Genomic DNA, 18,908 nt, shown 5'->3' with positions numbered 1-18,908 from the left:
GATAATGTTTTTTATCCACTCAAGAAACATTATCAATTAGCCTAAACTTTTATCGAGTAAAACACTATTTCTGTGATCCTGTTGTCTCTTACTTTAATCTTATCATAGCATGGTCATAATGAAAGTTCTAAAGATCCGATCTATTCACAACAAAATCAACCGGATTGAAACTTTAGTCGTTTCAATCCGGTTGATCAGCTTACTTGATTCGTTATTCCATGACTTCAAACAAAATTATAAGCCTTTCATCAGGTAACCGCTGACCACTCGAACACCCTGTGCCAGCGCCGATTCATCCGGTTTAAAATCAGCAGAATGCAGTCCCGAAGTGTTGCCCACACCGAGCCAAAACATAAAACCGGGAATATCTTTCAGAAAATAACCAAAGTCCTCACCCGTCATCGCATCGCCGCAAATCACGTAAGGATATGCCTGCGCTTTGCAAAAATCAATGAACGGATCAACATATTCCCTTTTGTTATAAACCTGATAATAATTTGCGCCATAATCAATAGTTGCCGTGCAATGATAGGCAATCTCAGTCGCCTGGACATGCCTTTCGATATCTTCTTTGATCAGTGCCATCGTTTTTTGATCCAGCGTCCGGATCGTCCCCTCGACCCGGGCATGTTCCGCAATAATATTTTGCTTTGTTCCACCGCTCATTTTACCGATCGTCAGCACTGCTGAATTCAATGGGCTCACACGTCTGGCCACAATGCTCTGAATGCCGGTGACAAAGCTACAGGCGGCAACAATCGTATCGTAAGTCAGATGCGGATAGGCCGCGTGTCCTCCCTTTCCTGTAAAATCAATAAAAAGTTCAGATGTATTTGCGAAAAGGATGCCTTCCTTTGTTGCAACAGTACCCGCAGGAAATTCCGGTGACACATGCAACGCATAAACAAAATCCGGTTTCCACTCTTTAAATTCTGAACTCTCCATCATCGGAATCGCGCCACCGGGTCCTTCTTCAGCAGGCTGAAAGATAAAAACCACATTATCTTTGATCGGGTGGGATGCCACCTTCTCAAGAACGCCGAGTGCGACTGTCATGTGGAAATCATGGCCGCAGGCATGCATCTTTCCATCATGTTTGGAAGCAAACGAATAGCCTGTTTTTTCCTGAACAGGGAGCGCATCAATATCTGTCCGGAATCCAACTGTTTTCGAAGGAGCCGTGCCGGACACTTTAACGAACAGCCCCGTCCTCCATTTTTTAATCTGAAGATGTTCCTGAGGCATTTTTTTTATCTGCTCGAGGAGAAATGCCTGTGTTTCAACTTCCTCAAAACCTACTTCAGGAATTTTATGCAACGCACGTCTGACCGCAATATAATCCATTTTTCTTTCCCCTCTGTCCATCGCTTTCCCGATTAACGATCAAATCTGCCGGAGTGCCTGCATAATTTCAGTCTTTGAACGTGTCTTGGCATCAATGGTCTTAATGACTCTCGCTGGTGCGCCGACAACGACAGTATCTGCAGGAACATCTTTTGTGACGATTGCTCCCGCCGCGACAACCGCTCCCTGCCCAATATGCACACCTTCAAGAACAACTGCGTTGGCACCTATGAGCACGTTATCTTCAACGACTACCGGTTTCGCGGAAGGGGGCTCCACAACACCTGCCAGGACCGCGCCTGCGCCGATATGACAGTTTTTACCGACCGTAGCACGTCCACCTAGAACGGCGTTCATATCAATCATGGTACCTTCGCCGACGACAGCTCCGATGTTTATGACCGCTCCCATCATGATTACAGCTTTTTCCCCGATTTCAACCTTCTCACGGATTAGCGCGCCAGGCTCGATACGAGCCTGTATATTTTTCAGGTTCAGAAGCGGCACAGCGGAATTACGACGGTCATTTTCAACAACGTAATCGTCTATTTTATTTTTATTCTCAGTGAGTACTTTCTGAATGGTTTCCCAATCGCCGAAGACCACTCCGGTATGATTGTTGATGAATGTATGGCTGTTTTCTCCAAAGTCGACGGAGTCAAGATCTCCTTTTATGTAAACCTTCACCGGTGTCTTCTTATTGCTGTTCTGCAGAAACGAAATTATTTCCTGAGCATCCATTTGTTCCATTAAATAACCCTCCTCAATGATTGTACCAAAAATATCTTATCGAATTTTATGAAAAAAGTCTATGACGGACAAATATGACCTATATCATACGTTTAATTATATGCAATGAGGCAGAAACAAGCAGGTAAAAAAAGGTCTAAAAACCCATGACCAAATTCTCATTATGGATTGCACAAATGTTCGCTCCTGATTTTTTTGATTGATTTGAAAAGATCTTTAAAATAAGAAACAGGGAAAGCTTCCCATGCTGAAAGAGATATTTCCCTCCGTATGCCATGAATTTAGTTATAGTGCAAAGAGATTGGACATGCTATAATGTTTACTAAAGTTTAATAAACTAAAATAATTGGAGGTTAAAAAAACCATATGTGCCGTTGCCCGGCGGTAAATAAGGCCCAGGAAAAAATGTCCATGAAAATCGAAGAAATTGAAGCAAAGCGAGAGCAACTGATTTTTACAGCAAGAATGTATGGAATGTATGCGGAGGAAACATTGCGGTGCAGCCAGGAATTGGACCATATGATTGTCGAAGTCCAGTCCCGAGAGTTTCCCTTTTCTTGACTGCCACTACTGCTTCTTGACATTCTTTTTACTTTCATCGTGTAAGCGCTTATATTGAGCTGTTTATAATTATTTTTTTCATCTATTTAAAGCAGACCCCATTACAATATCAGGTTTAGAAACTTGAAAATAATGAAGGATAAAAGAGCTGTAGCCGGGAGTGTAATCACCCAGGTAAGGACAATATTCATCGCTACGCCCCAGTTAACTCCTCTCACCCTTTCTGCCGCTCCAACACCCAGAATTGAAGAAGTAATGACATGCGTTGTACTGACTGGGAAGTGGATGAATGTAAATCCAAAAATTATCGTCGCGGATGATAAGTCGGCCGCGGCTCCATTAATTGGCTCAATTTTCATGATCTTGCTGCCTACGGTTTTTATAATACGCCAGCCACCCACGGAGGTCCCCATGGCCATGGCCATTCCGGAAGTAATTCTTACCCACATCGGAATTTCCACTTGATCAAGATATTTCGACGCAACAAGTGCCATTGTAATAATTCCCATTGTCTTCTGTGCATCGTTGGTTCCATGCGCGAATGACTGCAGAGCAGCCGTGAAGATCTGAAAAACGCGAAATCTTCTGTTCGTTTTGGCCAGTGAAAAATTATGGAATATGACCGTAAACAGCTTCATAACAATGAAGCCAAGCGTTATTGCCGCAATGGGGGAAAAGATCAGTGCCTCGAAAATTTCAATAAACCCCTTATAGTTGAGGGCCCAGAACCCCAATCCAGAAATTCCAGCGCCAGCGAGCGAACCGATGATCGCATGAGACGAGCTGCTGGGTATCCCGAGAATCCAAGTTCCCAAATTCCAGAGCACGGCTGTGATCAGAGCCGCCATTACAATGATCAGTCCCCTTGTCTCATCGTGAATCGTAAAGGGATCAATAACACCCTTGCTTATGGTCTGGGCCACTCCGGTGAAAGTGATCGCTCCAAGAAAATTCATCGAACCTGCCAGTATGATGGCGGCCATCGGACGTAGCGCCCGTGTCGAGACCGAAGTGGCAATTGTGTTTGCCGTATCGTGAAAACCGTTAATAAAATCAAACATAAATGCGAAAAGTACGATGATCAGTGTTAAGGCGAACAGGCTTTCCATTATAAAAAAATCCTTTCTGAATCGAAACTATTGTTAAAAAAATACAGATGCTGGAATCAGGCATTCCTCATGATTATGGTTTCCAAAGTATCCGCCACATCCTCACAGCTGTCTGCCACACTTTCCAGCATCTCATAAAGTTCTTTATATTTAATAATTTTTATTGCATCCTTCTCATTTTTGAAAAGGGTGGTAATACATTTTACAAGCAGATCGTCACACTCAGTCTCATAGTCGTTAATTTTAATAACATTATTTCTGATGCTGGTCAGTTTCTTCTTGCTCAACATTGTTATCGCCTGAGCAATTTCCTTTGCCGACTCATAAAGATAGCCGACAAATTCAACCATGTATTCATCGGCATGCGTTAATCCATATATTTCAAGCCTCATCGACCATTCCTCAAAGCCGTCAAGAACATCATCCATCTTCATCGCAAGTTCCAGAATATCTTCGCGCTGTAGAGGTGTGACGAAGGTTTTGTTAAGGGCAATAATCAATTCATGGACATAAGAATCACCCTTACGTTCATAGCCCTTCATTTTAGCAGAAAAATCGTGGAGATCGGCCTCACTCTTGATTTTCGACTCCACAAAATATCTGGAAGCCTCCTCAAGGTTTAACGATATCATCGAAAGCATATTTAAAAATTTGTCATTTTTAGACAAAAAATGCACAAAGGTCCACCTCTTCATCAAATTTTGAAAATAAATTTCTAAAATAACCGGTGATAAATTACTAACATCTGTGAAACAAAACCCAATTTTCATTTTAACAGAACAAAAATGATTTACAATCTATTTCAATTTTCTTTTCATTCCCTTTACAATTATTGTCGAAAAAAAGCGAATTGAATATTTCAATATCCACTTGAAAATGACATGAGTGTCGATTATAATAACGACATTGATGTCATTTTAAATTAGGAGATGTTCGTAATGACTTTGAATTTTTGGAAACTGCTTTCGGGCCGCGTTGCAAGTAATATCGGGCAATGTTTCTATAATGTTTCACTGGTCTGGTTGATTTACCATATCACCCGCAATACATTTTATACTGGTCTCACCGGATTTCTGGTACTCATGCCGATGATACTGCAATTCCTGGTTGGTCCGCTTATTGAAAAATTTGAAAAGAAAAAGCTTCTGATCGCAACGGAAGCCGGACAAATCTTCACCGTAGTCATCGCATTCACACTCTACAGCACAGTATGGCACAGTGTCTGGGCACTGATTTTTCTCACCCCCGTTGTTGCAATCCTGTCCATGTTCAGCAATCCCGCGGAAATGACACTCATTCCCGAATTCGTTGAAGAAGGAAAATACGCAACAGCCAATTCACTAATGAACGTGACTTACCAGACGCTGACCATAATTTTTACAAGTCTTGTCGGTGTGCTGCTTATTTACGTTAATCCTCTGACTCTATATGTCACTTCTATAGTTTTTAATGCCGCAGCCATTCTTCCATTCTTTTTCATGCATCTATCTAAAAACAGGAAAGTAGCTGATGATCCCGTCCGCAGGGCTATTCGCCCATTAATAGCTGAATACGTCCATTCATTGACAGGTGGTATCCGCAACTTCCATAGATCCTTTATTTTGAAGTTCTTGCCGGCCACCATCATTGCCAATTGTGTTTTTGGCATGCTCAGCGCCGTTCTGCCGGCATACGCCATGATGCGGGGGGGCAGTCAATGGTTTGGCATCTACCAGTCCGCTGAAACTCTTGGTATCCTTATGGGGGCCTCGCTTGCCCCAATCATCCAGAAATTTCCTTTGGGGAAAATCACAATCTACGGAGGAATAGTCGGCAGCGTGTGCTGGTTGCTATCTTTTTTTTCAGTCAACAACTATTGGTCTGTTCTCTTTTATACCGTGAGCCTCCTCTTTATCGGAGTCACAAATATTCTATTTGTATCCGGCTTGCAGAAAGCCGTTCCAAAAGAAGATCTTGCACAATTCTTTACAATAATGACCAGTTTTGGAGGCTTTGGCATGCCTCTTGGCTCATTAGCCGGCGGCCAGATTGCTCAGCTCTGGGGCATCGTTCCTATTTTTATCAGTGTTGGTCTATCATTTCTGTTCATCTCTATTTATTGGCTGTCACAGAAGATTCTTCGGCAGATGCCTGCAGTTGACAAGCTGGGAAGCGGTATCTACATGGTCTATACGGATTCCCACTCTGAATAAAGTACGAAACACCTTTTTCTCTTTGAAATGTTATACTTGGGATTGAGCGAGGTGAAGTTTGTGCCTAAAGTTTCCGAAGAACATTTCATTCGAAGAAGAGCGCAAATTCTTGAGGCTGCAAAAAAAGTCTTTTCCCGTAAAGGTTATGAGCCTGTGACGATGCAGGATATTGTAGAAGAATCCGGCATGAGCCGCGGCGGTGTCTATCAGTATTTTTCCAGTACCGAAGAAATGATGCGCGCACTTATGGAAGAGAATACATCGAAATTTGAAGAGTACGTCGAGTCACTCATAAAAACAAATGAAAAAATATGGGATGCACTTCAAAGCTATCTGCATGAAGTTGAGTCGGAAGCAGAAGATCCGTTTTCGATGGCGGCCTATGAGTATTTTGTCACCGGCTGGCGAACAGAAGAGCGACAAAACTATATGAGCTGGCGCTATGGAAACGGGCAGAAAATTTTTCTCCGATTATTTGAAGAAGGGGTACGACGCGGAGAATTTGTTCCCAGGCAGTCTCTCGAAGCAATCACTCGTTTTTTTATCAATGTGAATGACGGCATTGCCCTGGAAGCAACATTGCTGAACGGAAAGCAAATCGGCGTTGCCGAACAGATTCAATCGTTAAAATTTTACCTGAAAGAAGTTCTCAGCATTAAAGATTGAGAATGGCTGAATGTTTTTTGTTCAGCCATTTTTATTATGCAAACATTCCAGATAATAGATTGCCAGCTGTGTTCGTGTCCTGAGTTCCAGCTTTTCTAGCATGCGGGTGACATTATTTCTTACCGTCCCCTCGCTCAGAAACAACACTTCCGCAATTTCTTTGTTCGATCGGCCCTTGGCGATCAGAGTAAGAACATCCTTTTCACGCTTGGTCAATGCTTCGTCTATTTCGGACAGGTGACCTTTTTCTTCAACTGACTTCCCAAGCATCGTTGACAGTTTCTCCGCAACCTCGCCACTCATAACGACACTCCCTTTTTCCGCTGTCCGCAGTGTAGCAATGATTGCATCGGCAGGCTGGCTCTTGAGCAGATAGCCGGCGGCACCATTTTTCATGGCCTGTTTGATATAGGCATCATCTTTGAAAGTCGTCAGCATAATAATTTTCAAATCTGGCCATCTCTTCTTAAGTTCGGCAGAACATCGGACGCCATCCATGACCGGCATCCGGATATCCATCAATACGAGATCAAGACGATCATGCACCTCGCAAAATTGAACTGCTTCACGCCCATTACCGCAAGTTCCGGCCACTTCCATATCCTCTTCCAACTCAATCATCATTTTCAGACTGTCACGAATTAAAGCATCGTCATCAACGATTAGAAGCCGCAAATAGTCCACCCTCCTTCTTAGTCCTGGGCAGCAGGCAAACAATGGTGAAACCGGAACGTCCGTCGATCGTCAGGCTGCCCCCCATTTCATTTACTCTCTCACTCATCCCCGATAAACCCAGATGATGATTCGGTACAGGTGCTCCTCTGCCATTATCATGGATAAACATCCTAATAAAATGTTGGTTAGCAGTTAACTCAATGGTCACTTTCGTTGCTTCGGAATGCTTGAAGACATTCGTCAGTGCTTCTCTTACGTTGGCCTCAAGCACCCTCCAATGGCTGGCTGTAATACCTTCAACATTTTCCGGAAAAGCAAATGAAGTCTCACAATAATTGAAAGAATCAACCATATCCCTGACCGTATCCAAACCTGTTTTTCTTTTTGGAACAAGATCATGGGCTGTATCATGAATCAGGCTGAGTGTGCTGGAAAGCTCTGTAATTGTTTTTTCAACCAAAGCCTCAAACTTTTCTGCATTTTTCATTCTGATCTTATAGGCGGCCTGAAGCTGGATGTACAATCCGGCAATCCTGTGACCAACCGTGTCATGCAATTCCCTCGCAATCCGGTTTCTTTCCTTAAATTCTGCGAGATGAATGCCTTCCTCTTTCTGTAACTGAAGCAGTTGTTTTGATTTTTCAAGTTCATAGATCGAGCGTCTTTCTTCATCCGTCACTTTTTTGAAATGACCCTCCATCTCCTCAAGCCGGTTCATTAAAACAGTCAGATAGAAGCAGACTGAAAGATAGAGCAGATAAAGGAAGATTTGCCGTAAACTAAGAAAAAACAGTGTCGGAGCTACGAGAATAGCAATGTAAGGAATTTTATAACGTTTTTCTTTCAGGATATCGGGAAGAAGAAATCCCCCAGCCGCGAAGAAAGCAGTATGGATAAAACATAAGATCACTATTAGCAGCCACTCAGCATGCGCCATAATTCTCGTCTTTATATACTTAGTCTTTAAAACATCAAAGATGACGAGCGACAAAAAGCACATGACTTCCAAAGAAGTCAATGCGCTCTTGCTGGTCGTCAGTTCGTATCCGATCAAACCAAAGATTAGAATCCGATAAATAAAGAACATGGGTGCCTCCGATTAAGATGCAATCTCCGATCTCCTCCAGGAAGCCAGCAGGAAAAAAACGGCGGCGAAAGCAATCAGAATGAGCAGATCAATTATAACATCGTTTAGCGTGTTTCCGTATACCAGCTTTGTTAACGCCCGCATGCCCCACGTAGTCGGTACGAAATCAGATATTTTTTGCATAAATACCGGCGTGATACTGATCGGCCAGAAACAACCACCAAGCATCGCAAAAGGTGTGATGATCAGCTGGCTCAGGGCCGTCGCCTGACCTGTGCTCTTGACCAGTGAACTGATCAAAATGCCAATCGAAACAGAAACAATTGAAAAAGTGAACAGTACGAGAAATACGCTGATCGGTGACGGACCCAGAGCCGCATGGAATCCCAAAACCAGAATAGCCATCAGCGTGAGAATTGTTACCGTCGCAAGCGTCAGGTAACTTAATATATTTTGCACGTTGTAACTTCCGATCGACAAGGGTGTCGTAAAGAAGCGGTTATAAAGTTTCAGTTTTATATCTTCCATAATGAAGCGTGAAGAGACACTGACGATCATGAACAGGCCGAAAATAACGAACCCCAGAGCGTTCATCGTCTTTTCCTTCTGTGCGCCGGAAGTATCCGTGCTCGTTACATGAAGTGTAAAATGGTTAGCCTGATAGTGATCCAGTGCTTTATAAAACATGTTCTTATCTCCATGGGTACTTACCGCCATTATCTTCATGTCCTGAAGATAACCGGAGACGAACGTCTGAATGCCACTCGACACATTGCTTGCCTGAACATGATAACTCTGCAGTTTAATGGGTCTGCCTTCAAGCATGAACTGGGTGAATTTTTGGGGAATGACAATGACACTGTCAACTTTGCTGTTAATGAGCTGATCCTGCTTGTTCCTGTCTGTCACCGTAACCACGTCGGCCTGTGTTTTTATCGACTGTTCCAGCTTTTGCGAAAGCAGTGTGTGGTCATGATCAATAATCCCCACTTTCGCCTTTTGAGCCCATGAACCAGAGAAAGAGAGAACGATAAAGATTAGTGGGATGACCATCAGCAGGACGAAGTTTAGTTTATGCATCAGGAACCGCTTAATATTATTTTGAAAGATCACCATTTTTGCTCCTCCTCACTGCAATGGCTGTCAGCAATAACATGCAGCCCGCTATAAAAATCAGTTTCAATATTCCCTCGGAAGTCGAAACTCCGGATCCTCCGTAGATATTCTGGAAAATCAGGTTCTGCGCCAATGAGTTGGGCAGCCAGTTGCGCAGTGTCGACGTAATCGAATTTGTTTCAAGAAAGCTGAGCTTAATATAGCCCCCCGCCAGAAAAGTGGCGATCGGAACGATAAAGTTCAGAAGTGTGTCAGCTAGTTCACAGGTAAAGAACAAAGACAGTGCCATACTGAATAAAATCACAATCAAACCGAGCAGGAAACACATCAGAAATATAAATCCGAGCTGATTGCCAAAATTCGCGTGATAGATGAATTTGAAAAATGTCACTAATATCACAATTTGTAGGAACACGGTTGCCAGCTGTCCCAGAGTTTTGCCGATCAGGTAATTCATCTGACGAACAGGGAGTGAACGTATTCTGTAGCCAATCGGAGATTTTTTTGATTCCCTGACCACATCCAGGCCATAATTTGAGGCATACAGAATGATCATAATAAGCATGGTCACCGCATAATAGTCGCTGGATTTCGGTACCTTTCCATTAATACTTAGTGTATGATCCGATATCAATGAACCCGACTGCACTTGATTACCGGTATGCTCCGGGAGAGCCCCGACAGACGCTGCTGCCTGAACAGCGTTAATCCGTTTCAAATAGCTCTCGGCAATGCTCTTGATTACAGAGCTTTCCAGATCACCGCTCGTTATAAAATTCAGTTGATGGTGGCTGCCTTGCTGCGCTGCCTGAGAAAATCCCCTATTAATAATAATAATCGCATCAAGTTTCTGGCTTTTTAAATCAGATTCGGCAGCCCTCAGAGTCTGATAGGTTTTCATTTCGACGATCTTTTTAATTTCCTTACTTTGAAAAAACTTCTCCATTTGACCGGCCATGATCCCATGGTCCTGATTCACCACAGCTGCTTTCATATGCAATGACTCATTCATATTGTTGCCGCCGACATTGCTCAATGCCGTTCCCAGAATCAATGTCAGGCAAATGGGAAACAAAATCATAAAGATCAATGCCCGTCGATTGCGCAGATTTAATTTTACTGTATTCAGAAAAACATCAACGATCTCTCTCAACGGGATCCCTCCCGAAGCGCCCTTCCAGTCAGAGTCAGGAACACATCTTCCAGAGTCGGTGTGTTTGTCGCAACTTTGGTAATGGTTGAACCTTCCTCAAGAAACGTAGAAAGCACGGTATTCAATTTTAACTCATTTAAGACAATCCGGACCGTCTGCCCGTCAATGGATGCGTCTTTAACTCCGTGCAGGTTTTTTAACCGCTCAATAATAGTATAATCAGGTGCCTCAACATCAACTGAAATGACCTGATCATCAACAATCAGGCGACTCAGTTCCTCTTTCGTCCCCTTCGCAATAATTCGCCCTTTGTCGACGATCGCAATCTGTGAACAGATTGCTGCCACTTCCTCCATATAATGTGAAATGTAAATGACGGTGCAATCCAATTGATTCAGCTTTTTAACAGATTCAAGAATGTAGTTGCGCGACTGTGGATCAATACCGACAGTCGGCTCATCCATGATAATCAGCTTCGGTTTGTGGACGATCGCGCAGGCGATGTTCAATCGGCGTTTCATACCTCCTGAGAATTGGGATGGCTTCTTGTTTTTCAAATGTGTCAGTCCCGTAAATTCAAGCGCATCATCGATCCCATTTTTTAGTGCTTCACCACGAAGCCCAAAAAGTTTCCCAAAAAGCCGAATGTTTTCATAAGCCGTCAGTTCGTCATACACAGCAATATCCTGTGGAACAAGGCCAATATCCTCTTTAATTTCCCGTTCATGTTTTCTTAATTCTTTCCCAAAAACAGTAATTGTTCCCTGGTCAATGGCTGTCAATCCCAGAATCGTGTTGGTCAATGTTGTTTTCCCGGCCCCGTTCGGACCAAGCAGTCCGAATATCTCCCCTTCTTTTATCGTCAGGCTGAGGTGGTCGATTGCAAGAAAGTCTTTGTACCGTTTGACGAGATCCTTCACTTCAATAATCAATTTTTTCGCCTCCTGTTACTCCTATAGTCAAAGAATAACAGGAGGCCAAATAAAAAAATAGTGACCTATTGCCATTGTTCAGATGACAAAAGTCACTACTTTCAGAAGTCTGTACGTATTTGGTTCAGCCGATTGAAATTCGAGCTTTACGTGTGGAAAAATCTGTTTCTTTGTAATACGTGTTTTTCACAAGTACATTTGGGCCGAGACATTTTACTGCTGGGCAATGGCAGTTTAATGACTTGGCAAGCGGCGTTCGCATCCAGTTTTGATAAGCCTCTTCAAGACCCGTGGTTTTAATATTGCCAAGAGCCGGTGTGTCCCCAAAATCCGTAACAATAATGTCCCCGTTAAAAATATTGATGTTCAGCCGTGACCGGCCGTCCGGATCATTACGGACCGTTACATTTTTTGCTTCATACAAACTCTTAAGCAGTTCAAGATCTCGCGCATCTGGGTTGCATGGATAAAAAGGCAATGTGCCGAACAGCATCCAGACACGCTCATCCCGGGCGTCAAGAAGCCTACGGATCCCAGAACGAATTTCATCAAGCGACGCCACTTGAAGGCTGCTTGCAAAATCGCTTGGATACATTGGGTGAATCTCATGACGCCTGCAACCCATCGCCACAACCTGTTGATGAATTTTCTCAAGGTGCGGCAGAGTCCGTTTATTGATCATGGTCTCAGCTGAAACCAAGACACCCTTTGAAGACAGTACTTTCGCATTTTCAATCATTCGATTAAAAAATAGTTCCTGCTGCTGCAGCTTCGGTTTTTTCTCCATAACTGCAAAACCAATATCTGAATAATCCTGAAAGCTGCCGTAATTAAAGGATATGTGCAGTACATCAAGATAAGGAATGATCAGCTCGTACCGCGCAAGATCAAGCGTCAGATTCGAATTGATCTGCGTTCTCAGGCCACGTTCGTGCGCATACTTTAATATCGGAACGACGTACTCTTTCACAGATTTTAATGAGAGCATCGGCTCTCCTCCAGTAATGCTTAACGCGTGAAGATTCTTTGCTTCATCAAGACGCTTCAGCATCAAGTCCAGTGGCAATGCCTCCGGATCGCGTTTCTGAAGGGTGTAACCGACGGCACAATGCTCACATCGCATATTGCACAGCGTAGTCGTTGTAAATTCGACATTAGTCAGTTCAAGATGACCGTACGCTTCCATATCGTGGTAAGCCTCCCACGGATCATTAAGCGGACTGATCGGGTCCGATCTCATACTCTCTTGTGTTAACATGCTCCCTGTCCTTTCAATAGGATACTTACTTACATAACTATATCATATTGGAAGAAATGACAGGTTATCAATATTTGAATAACGTTTTTTTATGAGGCGGCATATACATTTGATTGCGGCGGTCATGCGGACATTACTCCAGAGAGATGTTTAGAAATGTATTCCTTGGTTTCTGGAATGCCGCTCCCTTCAATAACAATCAGGCATTCTTCATCATGATTAAATAAAATGAACGAAAGAAGTTCAGACAGTCGATGAACTTTATGAGCCTCAGTTTGTCCATAGATATAGATATTCTGGTCCCACTGCGCGCAGTACCCGTAAAAATCAATGAACTTGTTCAATTTCAGTTTCGAAGGGTTAAATTTAAATGAGATTATGTTCCGCATGATTGCCGCACTTCCTTTCGCGTGATTGATGTATCTTTATTGTCACACATTTCGGGCAAATGCTGAACGGGTTTTTTTTGTCGATGCAGCACTAGTTTGGCAGAAGTATTTCACAAAAAATATGTTGACTTTTAAGATGATCTGCTGAACATTCTGATGTTTTAAGTTGCTCCTTCACAATGCTACAAATATAATAAAAAGCCAAATCTCATCCTTCGACAGACTTGGCATCCGATGCGTCTATGCATTGCCGTACCCCTCATTAATGTCACCTTCAAAAGAACAGGCCGACAATCACAAGGAGAATAAACATGACAACAATGAGAATGAACATACTTGTATCCTCCCTCTGTTTTTCTATATCTTATGCGAGGACTAAGCCGCCTGAGGGGGACACATGCACCATTCAATAAAAAAAATTGCCTTATTCATAGATTGTTTAGGACGAATAGCATTGTTCGGAGCAGCATTTCGTTCGTTAGGAGCAAGTGCCTCCCGATTAGGAGCGACTCTATCGCTTTTAGGAGCGCATTTGGACCTGTTGGGAGCGAGTGGCACTCTTTGGTGCAGCTTTTCGTTCGTTAGGAGCGAGTTCCCCCCGATTAGGAGCGACTCTACCGCCGTTAGGAGCGCATTTGGACCTGTTGGGAGCGAGTGGCACTCTTTGGTGCAGCTTTTCGTTCGTTAGGAGTGAGTTCCTCCTGATTAGGAGCGACTTTTTCGCCGTTAGGAGCACATTGGGCCCTGTTAGGAGCGAGTGGCACTCTTTGGAGCAGCTTTTCGTTCGTTAGGAGCAAGTTCCTCCCGATTAGGAGTGACTCTACCGCTGTTAGGAGCACATTTGGACCTGTTAGGAGCGAGTGGCATTGTTCCAAGCAATTGCTAAGATTCGGAAGCAGAGATTGCCACTGGGCGACTTAAATCATTTTTTCCAAAGATGGTAGTGAAGGTTATAGAATTTTTGAGAGGGAGCCTGAAAATATAATCCCTTTCCATGTCCCGTCCCACAAATTTCAAGACGCATCTTTTTCAAAATGCGCAGCACGAGGTATCTATCATTAATTTTCAGAAAATCTTGACACTGCGCATTTGTCATCGTTTTCCCTTTCAGAAGAAAATAGTCAAGAACCATCTGCGCGGCAGCATCTTGATCTTCGTGACCACATTGTCTACAGAGCCACGTTCCATAGGATCGCTCCATTTCAAACGAAAAGCATTTTGAGCACATGACTCCTCTCAGCAAATCACTTTCCCTGATGGAATAAGTCTTTAAAATATCAACCTTAGGATCCTCATGTTCAAGGAGAAGAGCGGACTCAATCTGTCGAGAAAGTGGGGCACTAATTATTTCTTCTTCGTATTTAGCCTGTAGCTGGCGGATTTTGGATTCGATCTGCTCGGCGTGGAACACGATTTCGCCGATTTGCGGGTAATTGGGAGAGGCTTTGATGATCGTCGAAGCATTTGAAATAGCAACAATGCATTCAATCGGAATTTGGGGAAAAGGCTGCTTTGCAAACCATTGTTTTAACAAATCTTTATGGCGCATAACTTGGACAACAGGATTGGAAAAACCCTCCTGTTGATCATCAACAAATCGGATCATCTGATTAAATGTTGATTCAAAGTAAATCGTTCCCTTCAAATTTTTTGCCTCAAGGATCAAAATAAAAAAACGGGTAATCAACATGGCATCAACTTGAAAAACCTGATTTTCATGGAACAGTCGAAGATCGTAAAAAATGCGGATATCTTTTTGAGGCAAAGCGGCAAGGTGATAACCGAGTTTCTTTTCGCCCAACCATCCGGCATGTCGTCTTCCAAAATCCTCTTCAATAATCGTTCGTTTCTGATAATCGGCTGACAGATGCCGTAATACGGCTGAGTCAGCAAGCAATCGCCATGGGATAAACTGTTCTTTCACAATCAATAGGCAACATCCTTTTTACGTTAATAGATACTCTTTCTAGATTGAACATCTTTTTACCTTTATTTTTTTAGTGCAACCATCAATAATAAGTAACGAACTCTCTTTCTGCATCAAATCCACCCTTTATTTTTTGCTTTGATCACCGCTTCTTGCCGGGAGTGGCTCTCCATTTTCTGCATTGCTGAAGACAGGTAATTGCGCACTGTGCCATGGGATAAATAAAGCTTTTCCGCTATTTTTTTCGTGTCTTCCCCACCGGCAGCGCAGTGAAGTACATCGATTTCCCGTTCGGTCAGCGGATTTGATTCAGAGAAAAAGAATGATTGTGCGAGTTCCGGACTGATGACACGTTTTCCTAGATTAATTTGCCGAAGGTGGTCAATTAATTCTTTAATCGGTTCGTCTTTCAGAATATACCCACAAACCCCGGCTTTCATGGCTCTTTCCAGATATCCGGGTCGGGCAAATGTTGTAACAATTACTGTCTTGCACGAACTTTTTTTATTCATTAAGATTTCGGCTAGCTCCAGTCCGGACACTCCGGGCATTTCAATGTCGGCAATCAATAGATCCGGATGGAATTGTTCGACAAGCGTCAATGCCTGCCGCCCGTCCCCCGCTTCGCCTACCACTTCAATATCTTCTTCCAATTCAAGAAGCTGAACCAGTGCTCCGCGCAACATACCCTGATCTTCTGCGATGACCATTCTCATAACCTTTCTCCTCCTTCTACTTTTTCTGAGGGAGCAAAAAGCGGACAGCCGTCCCTTTTATTTCAGGTAAAATAACTGCCTGTCCCCCAATCAGTTTCATGCGTTCCCGCATGGTATTTAGCCCGTTTCCGCCTGTGTCCTTATTTTGCATGCCAACCCCATCATCCCTTACTTCAAGGACCACTTTCCCATGCGCTTCCATTCCGCTGATGTGGCAGTGCTCCGCAGCACTGTGCCTGACAACATTCGTTACCGCTTCACGGAAAGCAAGCGCCACCATTGACTCGTCAGCCTTCCGAAGCATCGTCCATCGATCCGGAATGTCGATCGTCACAGATACCCCTTTTTCTTCAAGAAAGTGTTTGGCCTCTTCAAATTCTTCCGACAATGATCGGTCCCTGACTGAGGAAACAAGATCACGCGCCTGTCGCAACGCTTCACGCGAAACAATTTCTATTTCAGATAGTTCTTTTTTGGCCTTCTTGTCGTCTCGCTCAATAAGCCGTGCAGCCAGTTCGCTTTTCATAATGATCATAGTCAGTGTGTGGCCGAGCGTATCGTGCAAATCACGGGCAAAACGGTTGCGCTCCTGCTCTTTGGTCAGAGCAACAATCCGTTCATTTGCGTCATCCAGTTGATGATGCAGACGTTTCGTCCGCTCAAAAATAAAAATGGCGATCGGCGCGATCACTTCCACAAGAAAAACAACAAACTGGAACTGGCGGAGAAAAACGAAGGGACTTCCTTCTGTAAAAAAGGAGACAATCATGAAGGCAATAGTTAGCCCGGTAAGACCAACCACCAGCTGAGCAACCTGATCCGCATAGCCGAACATTAAAACAAAAAGGAACCCGTAAAACAGCATTGAAGGATCGCTCACCAAAGCGACGATACACAGCACGGCTATCCCAAGTAAAAAGTGAAAGACCAGATTCCAGTTTTCCAGCCAGTACATCTGTCGAAAAACATAAAGCAGAATCAAGCCTGCTCCTACACCGATCAACCGATCCGTCAGCTGTCCGGTTTGCAGAACATTATAAAAATATTGCGGAAAAACCAACAGCGCCCATATATATGGGTAAGGTCCGGTTCTCTTTGGGAACAGTTTCAATGTTTCACTTCCTTACGCACAAAGGCAACCCTTTCGTTTAGCATACTCGTTAAGATTCTTTTCGTAAATAACAAGCCTCTTCACCATCCCTGAAGCTCATAGAGCAAGTCAATCGGCAGTTTGATGAAGAAGGAACAAGTAAAAATCGCCCATTTTTGAAACTTTTGGCGCCTGTTGTTATGCACTCTGTATGATGACGCTTATCCGTGAACCTCGTCTCTCGGCACCCTCTTTCGGGGAGTCTCGCCCCTTCACTTCTGAATTAGAACGTATAATCCTGCAGATTTTTACCCTGAGTCCATTCACTTTTTTTTATTAAAAAGGCCCATCTCTTTTGCATCCTCCTGATTTCAAGCATCAGCTAGTGCTTTCAGAAAAGAAGAATTCTGGTTTCTACATGCTTGTATCCAGTTTTTCTCATCTTCACTTAACACAATCTTTCCGTGTTGGAGAATGTGAACCCGGAAATGTTGAAAATAGCGGAGATCCTCAGTGCGGTGTGTCGCGTACAAAATAGTTTTTTTCTTCTGTTCCTGCAAATGGCTGATCTGCTGAACGATCTGCCTTCCGGAATAAGGATCCACTCCTGCTGTCGGTTCATCAAAAATATAGAAATTTTTGTTCAAAAGACAATAGAGCAGGATCATGAACCACCGGCGCTCACCGGAAGACATTTTCCCATATTGCGTGTTCCAAATGTACGCTGCTTTTTTCATTGAATCGGAATCATTCTTCAGTTCAGAATGAAATAATTGTAATGATAAGTCTTTCAATCGGTACTGTCCGCTTGAACAAAGAATTAGTTCTGCCAACTCCTTACCGCGGATCGTGCTCAGAATCGGTACCCCCTGAATCTGATAAAGTATCTCGCTCCTTGAGATTGCGTCCCGAATCGTCGCATCAGTATGGATCAGCCCGGATATTATATCAAAAAGTGTCGATTTTCCCGCCCCGTTCATACCCAGAAGGATGTTGACACAGCCAGGCAAGATGTTTAAGGACAGATCATCAAAGATAAGTTTATGACTCTTTGGATAATGATAAGTCAGATGACTGATTTTCAAAAGAAACACCTCAATTCCTGAAAATCGGCAATATCTTCATTCGTTTCAAGGAAACAAAACCAATAAGTAAATAGGAGAAAGTCGCAACAGCTATGACAGGTATCGTTGAAAACACCCGTCCATGACTGCCGGGAGACAGAAGAAGCGATCCGACACTTGCTGCATACTTGATCGGATTAATCACTGTGATGAGTTGATTAACAGCAGGATCACTCGAAAAATCGTTCCAAGTCAAAGCAATAAATATGAAAATAATGATGTTTGTCACCGGCATAACCGTTTCCTTGTGAATATTCAGCATAGAGAAAAACAAAAAAAGTGCATAGATAGGAAAATCACAAATGAGAATCATAAAAAAACTCAGTAGCGTTAGTTGCAAAAAAGGCAGGAAAAAAAGTGTGCTGCACAGTATATTCAATATTAATGAAGAGAGTAAGAGAATGATCAGCTGAGAAATAAACTTAGACGCAACAAGCATCCACTTGTTTTCAGAAATAAAAATAAACATTTTCAAAAACTGATCTTCACGAAGCAACACTAATGCCGGACCACTACTCATCAAGGCATAGAGTACAATCATATAGCCCGTCCAGAACAAGACTGCTTCTAAAGAACTTTGAACCGGAGAATACCGGAAAATCTGATCTTTTAATGTGAAGATTATAGACACGACAGGAACACCTAACGTGAAAATAAAATTGACTTTAAAATAAACGAATACACTTAAAAAATGTTTGACCAACGGGATACACTTCACTTGGGCATCCACCTTCATCAAAGGATTAAAGAAACAGCGACTGTTCTCCATAAACTCAGTGTACCCGCGAAATCACAATGGAAAAAGTCCTCCACATCATA

Annotated in this window: 20 protein-coding genes; 3 read left to right on the top strand and 17 right to left on the bottom strand. The window is 43.2% G+C overall.

The features are described 5' to 3' along the window. Window positions 1-234: 234 nt before the first annotated feature. Together E4665_RS00335 and dapD are read right to left on the bottom strand one after the other, a co-directional pair. On the bottom strand, window positions 235-1,344 hold the full coding sequence (locus E4665_RS00335) for an N-acetyldiaminopimelate deacetylase (RefSeq protein WP_135346806.1): 1,110 nt from the start codon (window positions 1,342-1,344) through the stop codon (window positions 235-237). A 39-nt stretch (window positions 1,345-1,383) separates the two neighbouring features. Then, window positions 1,384-2,094 carry a 2,3,4,5-tetrahydropyridine-2,6-dicarboxylate N-acetyltransferase gene (dapD, locus tag E4665_RS00330; RefSeq protein ID WP_135346805.1) on the bottom strand — a complete coding sequence of 237 codons (711 nt, stop codon included), beginning with the start codon at window positions 2,092-2,094 and terminating at the stop codon, window positions 1,384-1,386. A gap of 411 nt (window positions 2,095-2,505) precedes the next feature. On the opposite strand from dapD, the gene E4665_RS00325 reads away from it, so the two are divergent. Next, complete coding sequence (locus E4665_RS00325) at window positions 2,506-2,655, top strand: aspartyl-phosphate phosphatase Spo0E family protein (RefSeq protein ID WP_135346804.1); 150 nt, start codon at window positions 2,506-2,508, stop codon at window positions 2,653-2,655. A gap of 101 nt (window positions 2,656-2,756) precedes the next feature. On the opposite strand, the gene E4665_RS00320 is transcribed toward E4665_RS00325, so the two are convergent. Beyond that, a complete protein-coding gene (locus E4665_RS00320; RefSeq protein ID WP_135346803.1) occupies window positions 2,757-3,764 on the bottom strand; it encodes an inorganic phosphate transporter in 1,008 nt (335 codons plus the stop codon). A 56-nt stretch (window positions 3,765-3,820) separates the two neighbouring features. After that, window positions 3,821-4,441: a DUF47 domain-containing protein gene (locus tag E4665_RS00315; protein ID WP_135346802.1), complete on the bottom strand. Its 621-nt coding sequence runs from the start codon at window positions 4,439-4,441 to the stop codon at window positions 3,821-3,823. 261 nt (window positions 4,442-4,702) lie between these two features. On the opposite strand from E4665_RS00315, the gene E4665_RS00310 reads away from it, so the two are divergent. Together E4665_RS00310 and E4665_RS00305 are read left to right on the top strand one after the other, a co-directional pair. Beyond that, on the top strand, window positions 4,703-5,956 hold the full coding sequence (locus tag E4665_RS00310; RefSeq protein WP_135346801.1) for an MFS transporter: 1,254 nt from the start codon (window positions 4,703-4,705) through the stop codon (window positions 5,954-5,956). Between the two features lie 60 nt (window positions 5,957-6,016). Beyond that, window positions 6,017-6,622 carry a TetR family transcriptional regulator gene (locus E4665_RS00305; RefSeq protein WP_135346800.1) on the top strand — a complete coding sequence of 202 codons (606 nt, stop codon included), beginning with the start codon at window positions 6,017-6,019 and terminating at the stop codon, window positions 6,620-6,622. Window positions 6,623-6,643: 21 nt separating this feature from the next. Here the strand turns inward: E4665_RS00305 and E4665_RS00300 are convergent, their stop codons facing one another. The 13 genes from E4665_RS00300 to E4665_RS00240 all read right to left on the bottom strand — a co-directional run bounded on the left by E4665_RS00300 (window position 6,644) and on the right by E4665_RS00240 (window position 18,720). Beyond that, the gene (locus E4665_RS00300) at window positions 6,644-7,297 is read right to left on the bottom strand and encodes a response regulator transcription factor (protein WP_135346799.1); all 654 of its coding nucleotides are present in this window, start codon (window positions 7,295-7,297) and stop codon (window positions 6,644-6,646) included. Continuing rightward, complete coding sequence (locus tag E4665_RS00295) at window positions 7,278-8,384, bottom strand: sensor histidine kinase (RefSeq protein ID WP_135346798.1); 1,107 nt, start codon at window positions 8,382-8,384, stop codon at window positions 7,278-7,280. The genes E4665_RS00300 and E4665_RS00295 overlap by 20 nt, the downstream gene beginning before the upstream one ends. A 12-nt stretch (window positions 8,385-8,396) precedes the next feature. Then, window positions 8,397-9,500: an ABC transporter permease gene (locus E4665_RS00290; RefSeq protein ID WP_135346797.1), complete on the bottom strand. Its 1,104-nt coding sequence runs from the start codon at window positions 9,498-9,500 to the stop codon at window positions 8,397-8,399. Continuing rightward, window positions 9,481-10,653, bottom strand: coding sequence for an ABC transporter permease (locus E4665_RS00285; RefSeq protein WP_135346796.1), 1,173 nt, complete (start codon window positions 10,651-10,653; stop codon window positions 9,481-9,483). The genes E4665_RS00290 and E4665_RS00285 overlap by 20 nt, the downstream gene beginning before the upstream one ends. Further along, window positions 10,650-11,585, bottom strand: coding sequence for an ABC transporter ATP-binding protein (locus E4665_RS00280; RefSeq protein WP_135346795.1), 936 nt, complete (start codon window positions 11,583-11,585; stop codon window positions 10,650-10,652). Before E4665_RS00280 ends, E4665_RS00285 begins: the two co-directional genes overlap by 4 nt. A 124-nt stretch (window positions 11,586-11,709) precedes the next feature. Continuing rightward, entirely contained in the window at window positions 11,710-12,843 is a 1,134-nt protein-coding gene (gene yfkAB, locus E4665_RS00275; RefSeq protein ID WP_135346794.1) for a radical SAM/CxCxxxxC motif protein YfkAB, read from the bottom strand. A gap of 122 nt (window positions 12,844-12,965) precedes the next feature. Beyond that, a complete protein-coding gene (locus tag E4665_RS00270; protein WP_135346793.1) occupies window positions 12,966-13,232 on the bottom strand; it encodes a hypothetical protein in 267 nt (88 codons plus the stop codon). 274 nt (window positions 13,233-13,506) lie between these two features. After that, a complete protein-coding gene (locus E4665_RS18765; protein WP_422067236.1) occupies window positions 13,507-13,593 on the bottom strand; it encodes a YjcZ family sporulation protein in 87 nt (28 codons plus the stop codon). Window positions 13,594-14,154: 561 nt separating this feature from the next. Further along, window positions 14,155-15,156, bottom strand: a complete 1,002-nt coding sequence (locus tag E4665_RS00260; RefSeq protein ID WP_241654599.1) for a nuclease-related domain-containing protein — start codon at window positions 15,154-15,156, stop codon at window positions 14,155-14,157. A 116-nt stretch (window positions 15,157-15,272) separates the two neighbouring features. Next, complete coding sequence (locus E4665_RS00255; RefSeq protein WP_135346791.1) at window positions 15,273-15,875, bottom strand: response regulator transcription factor; 603 nt, start codon at window positions 15,873-15,875, stop codon at window positions 15,273-15,275. Window positions 15,876-15,891: 16 nt separating this feature from the next. Next, window positions 15,892-16,986 carry a sensor histidine kinase gene (locus E4665_RS00250; RefSeq protein WP_135346790.1) on the bottom strand — a complete coding sequence of 365 codons (1,095 nt, stop codon included), beginning with the start codon at window positions 16,984-16,986 and terminating at the stop codon, window positions 15,892-15,894. Window positions 16,987-17,336: 350 nt separating this feature from the next. Next, window positions 17,337-18,050 carry an ATP-binding cassette domain-containing protein gene (locus E4665_RS00245; protein WP_135346789.1) on the bottom strand — a complete coding sequence of 238 codons (714 nt, stop codon included), beginning with the start codon at window positions 18,048-18,050 and terminating at the stop codon, window positions 17,337-17,339. Window positions 18,051-18,060: 10 nt separating this feature from the next. Beyond that, entirely contained in the window at window positions 18,061-18,720 is a 660-nt protein-coding gene (locus tag E4665_RS00240) for a hypothetical protein (RefSeq protein ID WP_135346788.1), read from the bottom strand. Between the last annotated feature and the right edge of the window lie 188 nt (window positions 18,721-18,908).

Source organism: Sporolactobacillus shoreae (genome assembly GCF_004684935.1).
Taxonomy (GTDB): Bacteria; Bacillota; Bacilli; order Bacillales; family Sporolactobacillaceae; genus Sporolactobacillus; species Sporolactobacillus shoreae.
The sequence above is the reverse complement of the archived record's forward strand: the minus strand, read 5'-3'. Positions and strand labels throughout refer to the sequence as shown.